Annotated in this window: 16 protein-coding genes; 15 read left to right on the top strand and 1 reads right to left on the bottom strand. The window is 68.3% G+C overall.

The window, feature by feature from the left end; translation table 11 throughout:
* Window positions 1-301: 301 nt before the first annotated feature.
* From ISN38_RS02845 to ISN38_RS02885, 9 genes are all read left to right on the top strand, one after another.
* The gene (locus tag ISN38_RS02845) at window positions 302-1,576 is read left to right on the top strand and encodes a beta-barrel domain-containing protein (protein WP_003470118.1); all 1,275 of its coding nucleotides are present in this window, start codon (window positions 302-304) and stop codon (window positions 1,574-1,576) included.
* Window positions 1,573-3,786, top strand: coding sequence for a peptidase domain-containing ABC transporter (locus tag ISN38_RS02850; RefSeq protein ID WP_338402668.1), 2,214 nt, complete (start codon window positions 1,573-1,575; stop codon window positions 3,784-3,786). Before ISN38_RS02845 ends, ISN38_RS02850 begins: the two co-directional genes overlap by 4 nt.
* Before the next feature lie 119 nt (window positions 3,787-3,905).
* A complete protein-coding gene (locus ISN38_RS02855) occupies window positions 3,906-4,481 on the top strand; it encodes a 2OG-Fe(II) oxygenase (RefSeq protein ID WP_003470112.1) in 576 nt (191 codons plus the stop codon).
* 26 nt (window positions 4,482-4,507) lie between these two features.
* Window positions 4,508-5,407, top strand: a complete 900-nt coding sequence (locus ISN38_RS02860) for an alpha/beta hydrolase family protein (RefSeq protein ID WP_003470107.1) — start codon at window positions 4,508-4,510, stop codon at window positions 5,405-5,407.
* Window positions 5,404-7,104: an outer membrane protein assembly factor BamB family protein gene (locus tag ISN38_RS02865; RefSeq protein WP_230811767.1), complete on the top strand. Its 1,701-nt coding sequence runs from the start codon at window positions 5,404-5,406 to the stop codon at window positions 7,102-7,104. Before ISN38_RS02860 ends, ISN38_RS02865 begins: the two co-directional genes overlap by 4 nt.
* A gap of 47 nt (window positions 7,105-7,151) precedes the next feature.
* On the top strand, window positions 7,152-8,096 hold the full coding sequence (locus ISN38_RS20095; RefSeq protein ID WP_241753980.1) for a hypothetical protein: 945 nt from the start codon (window positions 7,152-7,154) through the stop codon (window positions 8,094-8,096).
* A 73-nt stretch (window positions 8,097-8,169) separates the two neighbouring features.
* Window positions 8,170-8,556 (top strand): hypothetical protein, encoded by a 387-nt coding sequence (locus ISN38_RS02875; RefSeq protein ID WP_003470100.1) that lies wholly within the window; start codon window positions 8,170-8,172, stop codon window positions 8,554-8,556.
* Window positions 8,557-8,908: 352 nt separating this feature from the next.
* Window positions 8,909-9,730, top strand: a complete 822-nt coding sequence (locus tag ISN38_RS02880; protein WP_206712055.1) for a hypothetical protein — start codon at window positions 8,909-8,911, stop codon at window positions 9,728-9,730.
* 68 nt (window positions 9,731-9,798) lie between these two features.
* A complete protein-coding gene (locus tag ISN38_RS02885; RefSeq protein ID WP_003470093.1) occupies window positions 9,799-10,473 on the top strand; it encodes a hypothetical protein in 675 nt (224 codons plus the stop codon).
* Window positions 10,474-10,769: 296 nt separating this feature from the next.
* On the opposite strand, the gene dksA is transcribed toward ISN38_RS02885, so the two are convergent.
* Window positions 10,770-11,858, bottom strand: coding sequence for an RNA polymerase-binding protein DksA (gene dksA, locus ISN38_RS02890; protein ID WP_206712056.1), 1,089 nt, complete (start codon window positions 11,856-11,858; stop codon window positions 10,770-10,772).
* 130 nt (window positions 11,859-11,988) lie between these two features.
* On the opposite strand from dksA, the gene yidD reads away from it, so the two are divergent.
* The 6 genes from yidD (at window position 11,989) to ISN38_RS02920 (ending at window position 19,065) form a co-directional block, all read left to right on the top strand.
* On the top strand, window positions 11,989-12,261 hold the full coding sequence (gene yidD / locus ISN38_RS02895; protein WP_080627678.1) for a membrane protein insertion efficiency factor YidD: 273 nt from the start codon (window positions 11,989-11,991) through the stop codon (window positions 12,259-12,261).
* Entirely contained in the window at window positions 12,262-13,596 is a 1,335-nt protein-coding gene (locus ISN38_RS02900) for a dihydroorotase (RefSeq protein WP_206712057.1), read from the top strand.
* On the top strand, window positions 13,596-14,459 hold the full coding sequence (locus tag ISN38_RS02905; RefSeq protein WP_003470082.1) for a M23 family metallopeptidase: 864 nt from the start codon (window positions 13,596-13,598) through the stop codon (window positions 14,457-14,459). Before ISN38_RS02900 ends, ISN38_RS02905 begins: the two co-directional genes overlap by 1 nt.
* A gap of 541 nt (window positions 14,460-15,000) precedes the next feature.
* The gene (locus tag ISN38_RS02910) at window positions 15,001-16,182 is read left to right on the top strand and encodes a putative acyl-CoA thioester hydrolase (RefSeq protein WP_206712194.1); all 1,182 of its coding nucleotides are present in this window, start codon (window positions 15,001-15,003) and stop codon (window positions 16,180-16,182) included.
* Between the two features lie 99 nt (window positions 16,183-16,281).
* Window positions 16,282-17,958, top strand: a complete 1,677-nt coding sequence (locus ISN38_RS02915) for a glycoside hydrolase family 28 protein (RefSeq protein WP_003470076.1) — start codon at window positions 16,282-16,284, stop codon at window positions 17,956-17,958.
* Between the two features lie 147 nt (window positions 17,959-18,105).
* Complete coding sequence (locus ISN38_RS02920) at window positions 18,106-19,065, top strand: pectinesterase family protein (protein WP_058361193.1); 960 nt, start codon at window positions 18,106-18,108, stop codon at window positions 19,063-19,065.
* Window positions 19,066-19,087 lie beyond the last annotated feature (22 nt).

Below are 19,087 nucleotides of genomic sequence, written 5' to 3' on the forward strand. Positions count from 1 at the left end.
AGGCAGGTCCGGCGCATTTGTCTACAACACGCGCAGAGCCCGCTCGCGCACGCCCGCCTGCGCTGCAGCGACGTCGATATGCTTGCGTCCCGGGGGCGAACTACGCACGCCGTCTCACTCGCTTGCAGCAGGCGGCGCATGCGCGCGCCATGGCCGGATCGCAGCGCCGCGCTGCCGAAAGGTTCGCGAAAGCCATGCCTGGAACCGTTGCGCCCGGACCAGCGGCAGGGTCCTTAAAGGAACGCCAGGTTCGCCGCTTGCCTGCATTTTCCCGTGCGAAGTTCATACGGAGAGAAGTGAAATGGAAGGTTCGCTTTTTCGCAGCGAGGTGCTGGACGCACCCAGCCAGGCATGGCTGGGGACAGTGCGATTGGCCACGCCGGTCTCGACTCAGGCATGGACGGTCGCCGCGCTGCTCATCGGCGCCGCGATCCTCGCCTGGCTGTTCGCCGGACACTACACGCAGCGCGTCCACGTCACCGGCCTGCTGGTGCCGCGCGCCGGCCTGATCAGCCTGACCGCCAACACCGTCGGCGTGGTCGACCACGTCGCCGCCGCCGAAGGCGATCGCGTCGTCGCCGGGCAGATCCTGGTGTCCCTGTCCGGCGAACACACCAGCAAGGCGCTGGGCAATACTGCGGCCGGCGTCAGCACGCAGCTGCAGCGGCAGGCCGGCAGCCTGCGCCAGGACATCGGCGATGCGCTCACCCTGCGCGACAAGCAGGCCGAGGACAACCGCGCCCAGCAAACCCTGCTGAAGGATCAGCTGGCGCAGATCGACGCGCAGATCGCGATCGAGAAGAAACAGATGGCGCTGGTCCAGGACCTGGTGAACAAGTGGTCCGGGCTGGTGGCCGGCGGCTACATCCCGGCGCTGCAGGTCGAGCAGGAACAATCGGCCCTGCTCGCCGACGAATCGCAATTGCGCTCGCTGCAGCAGCAGCACGCCGGCACGCGCCAACAACTGAGCGCGCTCGACGACCAGTTGACCCAGCTGCCGCTGGCGGTCTCGGCCAAGCTCAACGAACTGCGCCGGCAACTGGCGCAGGTCGAACAGGCGCTGGCCCAGAACGAAGCGACCCGCGCCAGCGAGCTGCGCGCGCCGGCCAGCGGCATCGTGTCCTCGCTGCTGGTCAAGCCCGGCGCGTCCGTGTCGCTCGGGCAGCCACTGCTGGCCATCGTGCCCGACGGTTCGCGGCTGCAGGCGCAGCTGCTGGTGCCCAGCCAGGCGGTCGGCTTCGTGCATCCGGGCGTGGAGGTCACCCTGCACTACCAGGCCTTTCCCTATCAGAAATTCGGCCTGCAGCATGGCGTGGTGCGCAGCGTCTCGCGCAGCGCGCTGATGCCCGGCGAGGTGACCCTGCTGCTCGGCGGCGGCACGCCGCCATCGACCGACTCGCTGTACCTGGCGCGCGTGGATCTCGCCAACCAGAACGTGCAAGCCTACGGGCAGCAGCAGCCGCTGCGCCCGGGCATGGCGCTGGAGGCGGACATGCTGCTGGACCGGCGCCGCATCGTCGAATGGATCTTCGAACCGCTGTACGGCATGGGGCATCGCTGGAGCAGCGGTTCGTGAGCCGCCACGCCGAGGATCGCAGCGCGAACGACGACAGCCTGCATGCCGCTCGCGCGCAGGGCACGCCGCGGCTGCGTTTCTGGCGCGCGCGCGGGCTGCCGAACGTGCTCCAGTCCGAAGCGGCCGAGTGCGGACTCGCCTGCCTGGCGATGATCGCCGGCTACCACGGCCACCATACCGACCTGGCCGCGCTGCGCCGGCGCTTCACCCTGTCGCTGAAAGGCATGACCGCGCGGCGCCTGATCGAAGTGGCGCACGCGCTGGGGCTGCAAAGCCGGCCGCTGCGGCTGGAGATGGACGAACTGGGCCAGTTGCAGACGCCGTGCATGCTGCATTGGGATCTCGACCATTTCGTGGTCCTGCACGAGGTCGGCAGGAACAAGGTCACCCTGCACGATCCGGCCGTGGGCGTGCGCACCCTGCCGCTGGCCGAGGTCGCACGGCATTTCACCGGCGTCGCCATCGAGTTTTCGAAAGGCCCCACGTTCCAGCGCCAGCGCGAAGCGCCGCCGGTCTCGCTGCGCTCGCTCGCCGGCTCGATCCGCGGCCTAGGCCGCGGGCTCGCGCAGATCTTCGGCCTGGCGCTGGTGCTGGAGCTGTTCGCCTTACTCGCGCCGCTGTTCATGCAACTGGTGGTGGACCAGGTCATCGCCGACGGCGACCACGACCTGCTGACCTTCCTCGGGCTCAGCTTCGCCCTGCTGATGGTGCTGGAAACGCTGGTCTCCGCGTTGCGCAGCTGGACGGTGATGTGGCTCAGCACCCACTTCAACCTGGGCTGGACCGGCAACGTGTTCCAGCACCTGATGCGGCTGCCGCACGCCTACTTCGGCGCGCGCCACCTCGGCGACATCGTGTCGCGCTTCGGCGCGATCGACGCGATCCAGCAGACCCTGACCACGCGCTTCGTCGAGATCATGCTCGACGGGCTCATGGCCGGCATCACCCTGGTCGTGCTGTTCGTCTACAGCCCGCTGCTGTCGGCCATCGTGCTGAGCGCCGTGGCCCTGTATGCGGGCCTGCGGCTGCTGTATTTCCGCATCTACCGCGAAGCCAACCTCAGCCAGATCACGGTGACCGCCAAACAGCACAGCCGCTTCCTCGAAGCGGTGCGCGGGGTGCAGACGATCCGCCTGCACAACCAGGAAGCCGAGCAGACCGGGCGCTACCTCAATGCGGCGGCCGACACGCTCAACACCTCGATCGCAGTGCAGCGCCTGGACATGCTGTTCACCGCGCTGCAGGGCCTGGCCACCGGCGCGCAACGGCTGGGCGTGCTGTGGCTGGGCGCGTGGCTGGGGCTGAAGGGCCAGTTCACCGTCGGCATGCTGACCGCGTTCGTCGCCTACGGCGACCAGTTCAGCAGCCGCGTCGCCAGCCTGATCGATTACGCGATCGAACTGCGCATGCTGCGCCTGCAGGCCGAGCGCCTGGCCGACATCGTGCTGACCGCGCCGGAAGCCTACGCCAGCAGCGAGCACGTCGGCCCGCTGCCGGAACCTGGCGTGGCCTTCAACAAGGTCGGCTTTCGCTATGCCGAAGGCGAGCCGTGGATCCTGCGCGAGTGCAGCTTCGCGGTGCGGCCGGGCGAATCGGTCGCCATCGTCGGCCCGTCCGGATGCGGCAAGAGCACCTTGATCCGGCTGCTGCTCGGCCTGCTCGACCCGCAGCAGGGATCGATCGAGATCGGCGGCATCGATCTGCGCCGGCTCGGCAAGTCGCGCTATCGCGCGATGACCGCCAGCGTGATGCAGGACGATCACCTGTTCACCGGTTCGATCGCAGAAAACATCAGTCTGTTCGACGCCCTCGCCACGCCGCAGGACATCGAGGACGCAGCGCGCCTTGCCGGCGTGCACGAGGACATCGTGGCCATGCCCATGGGCTATCACAGCCTGGTCGGCGACATGGGTTCTTCCCTTTCCGGCGGACAGCAGCAGCGCCTGTTCCTGGCCCGCGCGCTGTATCGCCGGCCGCAGATCCTGGTGCTGGACGAAGCCACCAGCCACCTGGACGTCGCCATGGAACGGCGGCTCAACCACGCCATCAAGGCGCTGAACATCACCCGCATCGTCATCGCGCACCGGCCCGAGACCATCGCGCATGCGGACCGTGTCATCGAGTTGTGCGAAGGGGCGGCCGTGACGCGTCCGCTGCCGCGCCACGCGGCTCCCATCGCGGCGACGTCGTCCATCGGAGACGCGCCATGAGACCACGCCGGCTCCTGGCGGGCGTCGGCGACGACGCCGCGCCGCTGCCTCCGCCGGGAACGCGTGGCGCTCGCCCATCCCCGCTCCTTTCGCCCTCCACGAAACCATGAGGTAACGCCGTGTCGTCATCGGAAGCGTCATCCCTGAAGGTCGTCAACAACTTCGTCGACGTGCAGCATCTGCCGGAACTGGCCAGCGGTCGCGGCGGCTGGGCATACGGCGTCTACCCGGGCCTGCTCGGCGACGCGCATCCGTCCTGGCACATCCACCTGTGCGGCAGCCGCAACGCGCAGGACCGGGCCATCCACGACGACGTGCTCAACGCCACGCCGGGGCTGGAATCGCTCAACGACGTGTGGCGGCACATCCGCGAAGAACTGGCGCCCGACTACGGCCTGGTCCGCGCCTATGCCAGCGGCCACACGCACGGACAGGACGGTGCCGCGCATCACTACGCCAAGCCGTCCGACCAGGAGCGGGTCGCCCTGCTCTACACCAGCACCGAATGGAAGGACGGCTGGGCCGGCGAAACCGTGTTCTACGATGCCGCGCGCGAATGCATCTCCATCCGTCCGCGTCCCGGCCGGCTGGTGCTGTTCGACGGGACCATCGTCCGCGCGTCGCGCGCCCCGGCCCGCGATTGCCCGACGCTGTGCACCACCCTCGCGTTCCACATGCGGCGCATCCGCCGCTAGACCAGCACAGCAAGAGACGACTTCCGATGCAGACCACCATGCCACGCAGCGCGCTCGTGGCGGCGCTCCTGGCCTTCGCCGTGGCGCCGCACGCAGCGGCGGCGGACGCTCTCGGCCGCAGCCGCGCCGATCCGGGCGAACCGTTGCGGATCCCGATCGCCGACGACAGCGGACATCCATGGACGCTGCAAGGACGCCTGTGCCGCCCCGAGGGCGTGCATCGCCCACGGCTGGTGGTGATCGCGCACGGCTCGCCGGCGAAAGCCTCGGAGCGGCCGGGCATGACGCTGGAGAGCTGCAGCGGCGAATCCGCGCAATGGTTCCTGCACCGGCACTACGCCGTCGCGCTGGTGCTGCGGCTGGGCTACGGCGCGACCGGCGGCCCATGGACCGAAGGCTACGACGGCTGCGACCGCGCCGACTACGCCAAGGCCGGCCTGGAGACGGCGCGGCAGCTCAAGACGATCGTGGATTTCGTCACCGCCCTGCCCGGCCTCGACCCGGACCGCGCCATCGTCGTCGGCCAGTCCGCTGGCGGCTGGGGCACGCTGGCCTACGACAGCATGCCGCATCCGAACGTCGCGGCCTTCGTCAACATGGCCGGCGGCCGCGGCGGCCACTTCCACGATCGGGCCAACAGCAATTGCGCGCCGGAAAAACTGGTCGAGGCGGCAGGCCGCTTCGGCACGACCGCAAGCACGCCGATGCTGTGGATCTACACCGGCAACGACAGCTTCTTCGACCCGGCGCTGGCCGCCGCGCTGCATCGCGCCTTCGTGCAGGCCGGCGGCCGCGCCGAACTGGTCGCGCCCGCCGCCTACGGCGACGACGGGCATCACCTGTTCTTCGGCCGCCGCGGCTCCGCGATCTGGGGACCGCCGGTCGATGCCTACCTCAAGACGCTGGACGCTGCGGCGTCCCCATGACCTCCCCGACCACCCGCGCAGAGCACACGATGACCATGCAATCGATCCGGGACATCATCCAGACCATCGGCCTGCACACAGCGGCCGAGAACATTCCGCTGATCACCAAGAAGGGTGGCGCGTACACCTGGCTGTTCGACCTGCGCCGGGTGTTCATGCAGCGCGAGGCGCTCGAGCAGATCGCCCACGCGTTCTGGGAGCGCAACGCCAGCCGCGAACCGTTCCAGCTCGGTGGCCTGGAGACGGCGGCGATCCCGCTGCTCACCGCGTTGCTGCTGACCGCGCCGAAAGAGCGCGGCGCGGTCAACGGCTTCATCATCCGCAAGGACCGCAAGACCACAGGCCTGGGCAATGCGATCGAAGGCGAGGTGCTGGACCTGCCGATCGTGCTGGTCGACGACTCGCTCAACTCCGGCAACAGCGCCGAAAAGGCGCGCGCGGTCATCGCCATGGCCGGCCACCCGCTGGGCGAGGTGTTCGTGGTGGTCGATTTCCTGTCCAGGGCCGGCATGCAGTGGCGCAAGACCCACGGCATCGCCGTGCAATCGCTGTTCACCCTGAAGGACTTCGACCTTCCGCCGGACCACAGCACGCCGCACCCCACGCAGGCCTACCGCGAGCTGTGGCGAACGGCGACACCGGGCGGCTTCGCCTATCACGTGGTACCGAAGTCCGCGCCGCTGCTGGTCGGCGACACCATCTTCCGCGGCTGCGACGCGGCGAAAATGCAGGCGTTCTCGGCCGAGACCGGCGGGCTGCTGTGGGAATACCAGGTGACCGGCGCGGCCTATACCAAGAAAGGCATCTGGTCGTGCCCCGCCCATCACGACGGGCGCCTGTACTTTGGCGCCTACAACGGCACCGTCTATTGCCTGGACGCGCAGAGCGGCGAGGAGATCTGGACGCATCCGGACGGCGACTGGATCGGCGCCTCGCCGCTGCTGCTGCCGCAGCACAACCTGCTGTATGTCGGCATCGAGTACGTCCGCCCCTGGGCGCAGGGCAGCCTGGCCGCCTACGACATGGGCACGGGCGAGAAGGTCTGGGAACATCAGGTCGAAAAGCTGCAGCACGGCTCGCCGGGCTATTGGGAAGGCGGCGACCTGGTGATCTGGGGCAGCGCCGATCACGAGACGCTCGCGCTCGAGGCCAAGACCGGCCGCATCGTCTGGCGCTTCCCGACGCGGCGCTCGGTGAAATACGCGCCCGCCGTCGACGAACAGCGCCGGCTGACCGCCTTCGCCTCCTTCGACAAATCGATCTACCTCCTCGACGTGGCCACCGGCGAGAAGCGCGGCGAATGGCAGACCGACGAGATCTGCTACACCACGCCGCTGTTCGCCGGCAACAAGCTGTTCTGCGGCTCCGGCGACCGGCATCTGTACGTCATCGACGTGGACACCATGCAGCTGCTCAAGAAGATCAATCTGCGCGCGCGGGTGTATGCCTCGCCCAAGCGCGTGGGCAATCGCGTCATCGTCGGCAGCAATGGCGGCCGCGTCGTGGAGATCGACATCGACACGCTGGAAACCAAGGGCGTGCTGCAACTGCCGGATGCGGTCACCAACGGCGTCGCGGTCTCGCCGGACGGCCGGCGCATCTTCGTCTCCACCTACATGAACCATCTCTACGCGTTCGAGCGCTTGCGCGAGGCCGGGGAAGACGCGGCCGGCCAGGCGCTTGCCGCGTCGTCGTAGCGCGGCGCGCGCGGCAGGATCGATCCGGACGCGCGGCCAGAAACGGCGTGCCGCCGGATCAGCCGAAGCGAGGACGGTTTTCCCCGCAAACATGTCAAAGGATCAACATGAGAACGCTCGATATCATCGAAATCGACATGGTCGCCGGCGGCACGCGCGCTTCGATCGGCGCGCACCCGTTGTCCACCTCGATCCATCACGCCAAGGCGCACAAGAAAGTGCACCACGCCAAGGCCAAGGCCCATCACCACCACGCGGCGATGCACAAGTCGGCCGCGATGCAGACGGTCGCCGAGTTCGACGCGCCGATCGAGGCCGAAGGCGGTGAAGGTGGCGAGGGTAGCGAGGGAGGCGAAGGTGGTGAGGGAGGTGAAGGTGGCGAGGGAGGCGAAGGCGGCGAAGGCGGTGAAGGCGGCGAAGGCGGCGAAGGCGGCGAAGGCGGCGAAGGTGGCGAAGGTGGCGAGGGTGGCGAGGGTGGCGAGGGTGGCGAAGGCGACGGCGGCGGCGGTTACGACGACGGCAACGATGCGGACGGCAACGGGCCGGCCGATACCAACATAGGCAGCAGCCACCAGACCAGCGATGGCAGGACGGTTTCGATCACCTACCAGAACACGCAGGATGGTTCGAGCAGCGACAATCCGGTCACGTCCAAGATGGCCTCGGCGCTGAACTCGGTGCTCGACAACGACGATGGCGTCAACAGCATCGACATCTCCGCCACGACCAACGGCAGCCACAACCCCAACTCCGCCCACTACACCGGCAACGCCGTCGATATCAACATCATCAACGACGTGCATGTCGGCACCAGCGGCACGGGCTTCGACAACGCGCAGGCGCTGGAGAATGCCGCGATGAGCGATCCCAACGTCAGCTACGTGGAAGGTCCCGCCGGCAATTTCATCAGGTCGAGTCCCACCGCGGACTGGACGGCCGCCAGCCGGGAAAGCGGCGACACGACGCACGTCCATATCAGCGTCTTCAAGTAACCCGGATCCCACTCCCCTCTTCCGGGCCGGAACCGCTCCGGCCCGGAAGACAATCACCTATCGGAGATTCCCCATGAAGTCCTCCTGGCTGCCGCGCATGTGCATGGTGTCGCTTCTCGTCTTCGCCGCGCAAGGGTCGTTGCAGGCGATGCAACCCGCACCCGGCAACGAAGCTCAACAGGCGCTCACCTACGTCCTGAAGAACGACATCGTCCTGGCAAGGACGTTCGGGGAGTGCCCGAACCTGACATTCACCCGCAGCGCGGCAAAGGGAGCCCACACGTTCCTGATCGAGGGCAGCTGCGACATCAAGAACAATCCCGAGGAAGACGCGGACTGTCCCGCCTACCACGTGCACGCGAGCGGGACGATCGACACGCCGTCGCATTGGACCGTCCGCCAGTTGCAGTTGAAGCGGGTGTGTTCCAGCGAGGGAGAGCAGGCGCAACGCCGGATGTGATCGTTCGGCACGCTGCTCATCCTTGCGGAAAGCGCGATTGCCGGAGCCACGCGTGGCACGCGGCACGCAGTGCCGGCTACCACGTCGCGCCGGCCTGCGGCCGCAAGCGACCCTCGGCGTGGCGATGTTCTCCGGTTCCCGGGACGCATCGGCATGGCGATCTGCACGAACCATCTCTACGCGTTCGAGCGTTTGCGCGCAGCCGAGGAGACCACGGCCGGCCGCACGCTTGTCGCGTCGCCGCAGCGCAGCGCGCGCGGCAGGATCGATCCGGGCGTGCGGCCATGCGCCGTGCGGCCGGATCAGCCGAAGCGAGGACGGCTCCTTCCCCGCAACATGTCAAAGGATCTACATGAGAACGCTCGATATCATCGAAATCGATATGGTCGCCGGCGGCACGCGCGCTTCGATCGGCGCGCACCCGCTCTCCAGCTCGATCCATCACGCCAAGGCGCACAAGAAGGCGCACCACGCCAAGGCCAAGACCCACCACCATCACCACGCGGCGATGCACAAGGCGGTGGCGATGCAGACCGCCGCCGAGTTCGACGCGCCGATCGAGGCCGAAGGCGGGGAAGGCGGTGAAGGTGGCGAGGGCGGTGAAGGCGGTGAAGGCGGAGAAGGCGGAGAAGGCGATGGCGGCGAGGGAGATGGCGGCGACGGTGACGGCGACGGCGATGGTGACGGCGGCGATGGCGACGGTGGCGAGGGAGACGGTGGCGCCGGCAGCAACGCCAATCCGGCCACCTCCGCATCGGCCAGCGGCACCACGGTGACCTACACCGCGGCGGACGGCTCCACCCAGCAGGTCACCGGTACCCACCCGAACCGAGACAACAACCCGCTCGACATCCGTTCCGGCAGCTTCGCCGACGACCACGGCTCGCTCGGCAACGATCGCGGCTTCGCGATCTTCTCCAATCCCCAGGCCGGGCTCGACGCCGCAGTGGCCAACATGAACCGGATCAACGACAACAACAACGGCACCGCCACGCTCAGCCAGATCATCGGCACCTGGTCGCCACCGAGCGAGAACCCGACCGCGGAGATGATCACCACCATCACCACCAATTCGGGCCTGAATCCGACCGACCAGTGGAGCTCGTTGACCAGCGCCCAGCAGAGCGCCTTCGTCACGGCCTACGGCCACCGCGAAGGCTGGCACGGCAACTGATTCACCCTGCGGTGAGGCCGGGATGCGCATCCCGGCCTCATTCACCACGACACGCTACGGAGATCCCCATGACACCCCGATCCCTTTCGCTGTTCGGCCTGCTCGCCTTCGGCATGGCCGTCGCGCAGGCCCACGCCGCCGGCAGCGACGCCGCTGCCTGCACGCGCGCGTTGCAGCAGGCCTTCGCCGCCTCCGCCAGCGCGGCCACCCTGCCCGCTCCGTGCACGCGCATCGGCCCGGTCGCGCTGGGCATGCGCAAGCAACAGGTCCTGGCCGCGCTCGGCCAGCCGGACGTCACCCGCGCCGATGCCGCACACCCGCAGACGCTCAGCGTCGTGTACCTGTACCCGCGCGAGCTCAACGCGCAACTGGCGCGCCATCCGCGTCCGGCCGGCACGCTCGTCCACAGCCAGTTGGCCGTGGGCTTCCGCAACGACCGGGTCACCAACCTGATCGCCTTCGCCGATCCGAACGTCCCCTTGCCCTTCGACCTGCTCGGCCAGCCGGCCGGCACCCACATCGACCGCCTGCTCCAGGCGATCGGCGGCCGCCCGCAATGGAACGACAGCCGCGACTACGTGCAGTTCGCCGCCATGCCGCTGGGCGTGGACGTGGATCCGGACACCTCGGCCATCGTCGGGCTGAACATCGCAGCGAGCAAGGCGGACCTGGATAGCTTCGGCCTGCCCGGCCTGCAACTGCTCAAGGACGCGAAGAGCGGCCTGGTCAACGGCGTCCGCTGAATGCCGGCGTCGTCCCCGCGGCGCGCTGAGCGGCGTGCGCCGCAGCGCGGCGTGGGTCCGCCGAGTCGGGATCGGCGGCGTTCGCGAGACCTGCGCACGCGCCATGGCCGACGCACCAGGCGCAGCGGCCGCACATGGCGCGGACGCCATCGCCACCGGGCTGCCGCCCATCGCCGCGGCACCGGCTCGCACGCCTGGCGGCCGGCCGGGCCCGCCGGATCGCCGCGAACGGCCAGAAAGCACAAGGCCCCGCGCGAGCAGGGCCTTGGGCGAACGCAGACGCGGGTGTTGGCGAATCAGTCGCCCTGCTGCTTCTGCAGGTGTTCCCAGCGCTCCTGCGCATCGATGGTGCGCTCGGCGGTCAGACGCGCCTCCAGGCGCTCCAGGCCGATCTCTTCGCCGGTATCCACGCAGTAGCCGTAGTCGCCGGCATCCAGGCGCTTGAGCGTGCTGTCGATCTTGCCGATCAGCTTGCGGTAGCGGTCGCGGGTGCGCAGTTCCAGCGAGTTCTCGGTCTCGCGGGTGGCGCGCTCGGCCTCGTCGCCGATGTCGCGGACTTCGTCGCGCAGGTTCTCGATGGTCTGCTTGGATTCCTCTACCAGGTCGGCACGCCAGTTGAGCAGGCGCTGGCGGAAGTACTCCTGCTGCAGCGTGCTCATGTACTCCTCGTCGCCGGCCGGCTTGTAGCCCTTGGGCAGGATCGGACGACCGGTCGCTTCGTCGGTCTTGTACTCGACCAACTTGTACTTGGCCGGCTTGGCGGGGGTGTTGGACTTGGCGGTCACCGCGACGGCGACCTTGCCGGTCGGCTTGGCGATCGGCGCCTTGGGGGTGGATTCGGATTTGGTGGGGGTTTTCGCGGAGGATTTCGAAACGGACACGGGATTCTTATGTGACGGGGCCGAAGGCGCGGCGGGCTTGGCGGCGACCGGCTTGGAAACCGGTGCAGCGGCGGGCGTGGCGGCCTTGGCTGGGACAGACTTGGCCGGCGCCGGCTTGGTAGCCGGCTTCGGTACGGATGTGGCAACCGCCGGGGCGACCGGGGCGGTGGCCTGCTTTGGCTTTGCGACGGGCGCGACCGGCTTGCCCGCGGGCCTTGCCGGCTTGGCGGCCGGCGAGGCGCTGGATTTGGCGGCGGCGGCCGGCTTGGCGGCCGGCTTGGCCGCGGCTTTCTTGGCGGGCGCAGCGACCGGCTTGGCCACCGGCTTCTTCGCCACGGCCTTGGCGGGCGCCTTCTTCGCCGGCGCCGGCTTGGCCGCCGGCTTGGCCACCGGTTTCTTCAGCGGCTTGGCAGCAGCGGACGCCGTCGCTTTCTTGGCAACGGGCTGGACGGGCTTCTTGGTGGAGGCCTTGACGGCCTTCTTTGCAGGTTTTTTAGCAGCCACGAATCGCTCTTCCTTGGTTTCCCCGGGGCCCGGGAAAGCGGGCCTTTATAGCCTACCCTACCCCCAGCGGCAACCACGCCGTCTACACGCTAATGAACGGCAGGCCGGCGAACGGCGGCCCGTTGCGCAAGTGGCATATCATGGCCGGGTGATCGCCCGTGCTCTCATTGTCTTGCTGCACCTGTATCAGCGCTTCATCAGCCCCCTGCTGGGGCAGCGCTGCCGTTTCGTGCCCAGTTGCTCGGCCTACGCGGTCACCGCCATCGCCCGCTACGGCGCGCTGCGCGGGGGCTGGATGGCCGCCCGCCGCGTCGGCCGCTGCCATCCCTTCCATCCCGGCGGGTTCGACCCGGTGCCCGATCCCGCGGTGCCGCCGGCCTGCCGCTGCCCAGGAAAACACTGAATGTCCTCCTCCACCCTCATCGTCAACGCCCGCCTGGTCAACGAAGGCCACGAAACCCAGGGCGACCTGCGCATCGCCGACGGCCGCATTGCCGCGATCGCCCCGCAGCTGTCCGCCCGCGACGGCGAGACCGTGGTCGACGCCGCCGGGCGCTGGCTGCTGCCCGGCATGATCGACGACCAGGTGCACTTCCGCGAACCCGGCCTGACCCACAAGGGCGACATCGCCAGCGAGTCGGCGGCCGCGGTGGCCGGCGGCCTGACCAGCTTCATGGACATGCCCAACACCAACCCGCCGACCCTGGGCGCGGCCGCACTGCAGGCCAAGTACGACGCCGCCGGCGGCCGCGCCTGGGGCAACTACGGCTTCTATCTGGGCGCCAGCAACGACAACCTGGCCGCGATCCAGACCCTGGACCCGACGACTGCACCGGGGATCAAGGTGTTCATGGGCGCCTCCACCGGCAACATGCTGGTCGACAACCCGCAGACGCTGGACGCGATCTTCCGCGACGCACCGACCCCGATCATCACCCACTGCGAAGACACCCCGACCATCGACGCGACCCTGGCCGCGTTCAAGCAAAAATACGGCGACGCGCTGACCCCGGACATGCATCCGGACATCCGCTCGCGCGAGTCCTGCCTGAAATCCTCGCAGCTGGCGGTATCGCTGGCGAAGAAGCACGGCACACGTCTGCACGTGCTGCACATCTCCACCGCCGACGAACTGGCGCTGTTCGCGACCGGCCCGATCCAGGGCAAGCGCATCACCGCCGAGACCTGCATCCACTTCCTGCGCTTCGACCGCGCCGATTACGCGGCGCTGGGCAACCTGATCAAGTGCAACCCGGCGATCAAGGACGCCAGCGACCGCGAGGCGCTGATCCGCGCGCTGGCCGAGGACGTGATCGACGTGCTCGCCACCGACCACGCGCCGCACACCTGGGAAGAGAAGAGCAAGCCGTATGCGCAGGCGCCGTCGGGCCTGCCGCTGGTGCAGTACGCGCTGGTCGCGGCGCTGGAGCTGGTGCACGAAGGCCGGCTCAGCGTGACCCAGGTGGTGCACAAGTTCGCGCATGCGCCGGCGCTGCTGTTCGACGTGCAGCAGCGCGGCTTCCTGCGCGAGGGTTACCACGCCGACCTGGTGCTGATCGACGACACCGCCTTCACCGTGCGCCGCGAGGACATCCTGTCCAAGTGCGGCTGGTCGCCGTTCGAAGGCCGCACGTTCCGCTCCAAGATCGCCGCGACCTGGGTCAACGGTGAACTGGCCTGGGACGGCACCCGCCTGATCGGCAGCCCGAACGGGCAGCGCCTGGCGTTCGACCGCTGATGCGGCACGCCGCACGTGTGCCGGGCGCCGTGCTGGCGCTGGGCCTGCTGGCGTCGGCGCTGGCGCTGCCGTCGCTACAGGCGCAGACCGGCTCCGTTGCCGGCGCAGACCCGCGCAGCGTGTTCCCCGCCAGCGCCTCGCAGGGCGCGCTGGTGATCGGCAAGGTGGCGCCCGGCAGCCGCGTGCAGTACGCCGGGCGCACACTGCGGGTCAGCGGCTACGGCAGCGTGGTGTTCGGCATCGGCCGCGACGAACGCGGCCCGCTGCGGCTCCTGGTGCAGCGCGCGGACGGCGGCAGCGAAACCATCGACATCGCGGTGACCCCGCGCGACTGGCCGCTGGAACGCGTCAATGGCGTGCCGCCGAAGACGGTCAACCCGCCGCCGGCGATCGCCGAGCGGATCAAGCGCGAACAGGCGCAGGTCACCGCTGCGCGCGACCGCGACGACGACCGCACCGACTTCGCCGCGCCCTTCATCTGGCCGGTGCAGGGCCGCATCAGCGGCCGCTTCGGCAATGCCCGCGTGTACAACGGGCAACCCGGCGCCGGCCACTCCGGCATGGACATCGCCGTGCCCACCGGCACACCGGTCAAGGCGCCGGCGGCCGGCGTGGTCACCTTCGCCGCGCCGGACCTGTACCTGACCGGCGGCACCGTGCTGATCGACCACGGCTACGGGGTCAGCTCCAACTTCCTGCACCTGTCGCGGATCGACGTAAAGGTCGGCGACCGCATCGCCCAGGGCCAGGTGCTCGGCGCGGTCGGCGCCACCGGCCGCGCGACCGGGCCGCATCTGCATTGGGGGATGAATTGGTTCGATGTGCGCATCGATCCTCTGTTGGTGCTGGAGCGGAGCAAGTAACGGGCAGTGCTTTTTTGTGGGAGCGACTTCAGTCGCGACGGGCCTTCCACGTAGCACCCGTCGCGGCTGAAGCCGCTCCTACAGTGCACAAGGCACCTCCCCGAGCGCCTTGTAGGAGCGGCTTCAGCCGCGACAGGCTGCATCCGCCAACGCCCTGTCGCAACCGAGACCAGCATCGCCGCAGCGCCATGGTCAGCCGGCCATGCAGGCGATGCCCACTGTGGTGCGCATCAAGCAATGCCGCACATGGAAAACGCGATTGCGCGCACAGGCAATAGCGCGGGTGCACTTCAAAACACGGAAAAAAGCATTTTTCCCGCGGAAAACGCACAACGGCTGCATCTGCACCCGCTATAACTTCGCGGTAAATATCCTGCAAACACAAAACCTATTACAAAAAAACGCGGCGGGGAGCGCACTCTTGTCGCGCTGCACGAACTTGCAGATGCATTCACTTCGGGCGATCCACAGTGGCCATGCACAGACCCGCGCCAAACGACCGATGCTCGCCGCCATCCTGCTTCGAACGAGAGCAACCTCCATGCATTTCTCCGCTTCGTTGCACGCTTCCGCGCTACTGGCCATCTGCAGCGTCTTCAGCGGTAACGCACAGGCCGTTACCGGGTCCGCCGACCGGCCGCAATTGAGCGCTGCCGACGCCCGGCAGCAGACCGTCTCCAGCTACCTGGCCAAGGCCGGCATGATCGGTGCGCTGGTCACCGACAACTGGGATCCGAGCGCCGGCGTGGCACTGCTGAGCGCGGACTATCGCGTCGCCAGCGATGGCTCCGAAGCGTTCAGGAGCGTCCAGGCCGCCGTGGACAAGGCCGTCGCCGATGGCGGCAAGATGCGCCGCTACATCAGCCTCGCAGCGGGAACCTACAACGAACTGGTGTGCGTACCCGCGGACGCGCCGCCGATCACCCTGTTCGGTCTCGGCAAAACCCGCAGCGAGACGCTGATCAGCTTCGACAACGCCAATCGGACGCCAAAGCCGGTCGGCACGCCCAGCCAGCCCTGCGCCACCAACGCCAAGGCGGCGGTGACCGGCACCTCCGGCAGCGCCACGGTCACGGTCAACGCAGGCGCGTTCCAGGCGCGCAACCTGACCATCGCCAACACCTATATGGAGGGTACCTATGCCGGCACCAATCAGGCGGCGGTCGCCATCAACGTGCGCGGCGACAAGACGGCCTTCGAAGACGTGGCCTTGCTCGGCAACCAGGACACCTTGCTGGTCGGCGCCAGCAACCCCGCGTCGCTGATCCGTGCGTACTTCAAGAATTGCCTGGTGCAGGGCGACGACGACTTCATCTTCGGCCCGGGCATCGCGGTGTTTTCCCACAGCATCATTCGCTACGACGCCAGGCGCACGGGCGGCGATTTTGGCCGCTATCTCTTCGCACCCAGCACCCTGCCCGGCAGCGCCAATGGCTTTCTCGTCATCGAAAGCGTGTTCGACCTGATCGGCGATATCGCCGACAACGCGGTCTATCTGGGCCGCGCCTGGGACCAGAGCGTCCCCGACCTCACCCATTATGTGAACGGCACATCGCCCAATGGCCAGGTGACCATACGCAATTCGCTGCTTGGCGCGCACATCCGCAAGCAAGCGCCATGGAGTATGTCCACCGTCAAGCGCCCTTATTGCAGCGCCGATTGCGCGTACGCCAGCAACCGCTTCTACGAATATGCCAATACCAGCCCCGGCAGCGCCGACTGAATCGCGCCGCCCCGGCCGCGCGGCCGTTCGCGCGGCTGCCGGGGCCGGCATCCGGCGTCTCCATTCCCCTTCCCTCGTCAAACCCGAAGACCCCACCTCATGACCACCGCAAGCGCGATGTCCCGTCTCAACCTCGCCCTGCCGCTGCTGGCGATCGCCTCGCTGCATGCCAACGCAGCCGTGCGCCCGCCTCTCGCCCAGCGCGACGAGGCACCCAACGTCAGTACCGGCTGGGGCACAATCGATCAGCCAACGCTGCCGCAGAACGTGTGCATGACACTGGCGGCGACGCTGCAACCAATCGGCGGTTCGCTCGACGGCGTCGATGCCGACCCGGCCTACTCGGCGCCGGACACGCTGCGCATCCAGGATGCGATCAGCGATTGCCCTGCCGGCAGCGCGGTACAGCTGGTGACCGGCGCCCATGGCGCATCCGGCTTCCTCAGCGGCCCACTGACCCTCAAGAGCGGAGTGACGCTGTGGATCGACCAGGGCGTCACCTTGTTCGGCTCGCGCAATCCGCGCGACTACGATAACGGCCTGGGCACCTGCGGCATCGCCAACACCGACAAGGGCAAATCCTGTAAGCCGCTGATCTACGGCAACGCGATCAGCAACAGCGGCTTGGTCGGCGGCGGCAAGATCGAAGGACGCGGCGGTAGCGTGCTGACCGCAGGCCCGAACGCCGGCAAGCGCAGCTGGTGGGACGTGGCCTACCAGAACGTGAGCCAGGGGCTGGTGCAGCACGCGCCGCGCCTGCTGCAGATCGACAACAGCAAGGATTTCACCCTGTATGCGCTGACCCTGGAGAATTCGCCCAATTTCCATGTGGTCACCGACAACGTCAGCGGCGTGACCGCCTGGGGCATCAAGATCCTCAGCCCGAGCCTGGTCTACACCCGGCCAGGCTACGCTTGCCCGGCCGGCAGCACGCCGGACCAGCGCACGCCCGCCACCTGCTTCACCCCGGAAACGGCCAAGAACACCGACGGTTTCGACCCCGGCCAGTCCAGGAACGTGCTGCTGGCGTATTCCTACATCAGCACCGGCGACGACGACGTGGCCATCAAGGCGCACGCAAGCGCCAAATCCAGTAATCCGTCCACCGACATGGCCTTCGTCAACAACCAGTTCTACTACGGCCATGGCATGTCCTTCGGCAGCGAAACCGATACCGGCATACGCCGCGTCCTGGTGCAGAACCTGAGCATCGACGGCTTCAACAGCAACGACGCGATCAAGGACCCCGCCGCCAACAACGGCCTGCGCATCAAGTCCGACCGTACCCGCGGCGGCCAGGTCTCCGATATCACCTTCGAGAACATCTGCATGCGCAACGTGGCACGCCCGCTGGTGTTCGACGCGTTCTACAGCAAGCCGGCCAATGCCGATCTCGGCAGCGCGTACCCGCGTTTCGACAACATCACGCTGCGCAACGTGCATTCGCTGGGTTCACGCGACTTCGGCGCAGGCCAGTTGAGTTTCTACGGTTACCGCGACGCGAAGCTGTCCTATCCGATCACGCTCGCACTGGACAACGTGGTGCTCGAGGGCGGCGCCATTTCCTTCGCCGCGCCGCACAATGGCGGGCCGAACGCCAATCCGGCGGCCACCCACTTCAGCTTCAGCGGCGGACCGGTCAGCTTCGCCAACCTGCTGGCCCCTTCCACCCAGTACGACGTGCAGTTGCAGGGCCAGCCCGGAACCGGCAAGCCGCTGGACTGCAGCGCGGCATTCGTCACCTACAGCAGCGTACTGGCCGATTCGCCGATCTGATCGCACGCGTCGAGCATGCGCAGCGCCGGCATCCGCACGGGGCTGCGGCATCGCTGTCGCCAGCGCAGATGCGGCTCGCCGCGTCCGCGCTGGCGCAGCGCTCCAGGCGATGGGCGGCACCGCTGCGAACAAGCCGCTGATGTGACGATGGGCGGCGGCAAGCAGACGCGCCCGCCCGGCACCGCGCGCGCAGCGGCGCCATGGGTGTCGGCGTCCTGCAACAGCGCACGCGCCCTGTGCATCCGCACGCAGCGCCTCGCGCAACAGCGTGGCGCTGCGCAACAGCCTACGCCGAGCGCGCGCACTGCCAGCGGCTGTCCTGGGATGCGATTCCGCTGCGGCCGAGCAACCGATCCCATCTTCGGCGACGGCGGCGGCATGGCCAACGCCGCCGACGGCTCCACTCGCTACCGCAGCGTGCAGGCCGCGGTCGGCACCTCCGACAGCGGCACCGTCACCGTGCGCGCGGCGCAGTTCCAGGCGCGCAACCTAGCGATCGTCAACAGCTACGTCGAAGGCACCTACGCCAGCAGCAACCAGTCCGCAGTGGCGCTGGCGCTGCGCGGCGACAAAGCGGTGCTGGAGAACGTAGCGCTCACCGGCAACCAGGACATCTTGCTGGTCAGCGCCGCCAGCGCCAACAAGGTGATCCGAGCGTTCTTCAAGGGCGGCAGCATCGAGGGCGACACCGACTTCATCTTCGGCTCCGGCGTGGCGGTGTTCTCCGGCAGCAGTATCCGCTACACCGCCACGCGCCGCGGCGCCGGCAACGGCGGGGTGATCTTCGCGCCCAGCACCCGCCCCGGCAGCGGCTACGGCTTGCTGGCCGTCGCCAGCAGCTTCGACGCGGTCGGCGGCGCGGCGGCGAACACCGTGTCCCTGGGCCGCGCCTGGGACGAGAGCGTCGGCAGCCTGTCCAACTACGTCAACGGCAGCTCGCCCAACGGCAAGGTGGTGATCCGCGAGTCCAGCCTCGGCGCGCACGTGCGCAAGAGCGCGCCATGGAACGCTTTCACGGTCGGCCGCCCGTATTGCAGCAGCGGCTGCACGCAATCGGTCAACCGCTTCTACGAATACACCAACAGCGGCGCCGGCAGCGCCGACTGAGTTGCGTGACTGGGGCGCGCCG

Origin of the sequence: Xanthomonas translucens pv. undulosa (genome assembly GCF_017301775.1) — a bacterium.
Taxonomy (GTDB): domain Bacteria; phylum Pseudomonadota; class Gammaproteobacteria; order Xanthomonadales; family Xanthomonadaceae; genus Xanthomonas_A; species Xanthomonas_A translucens.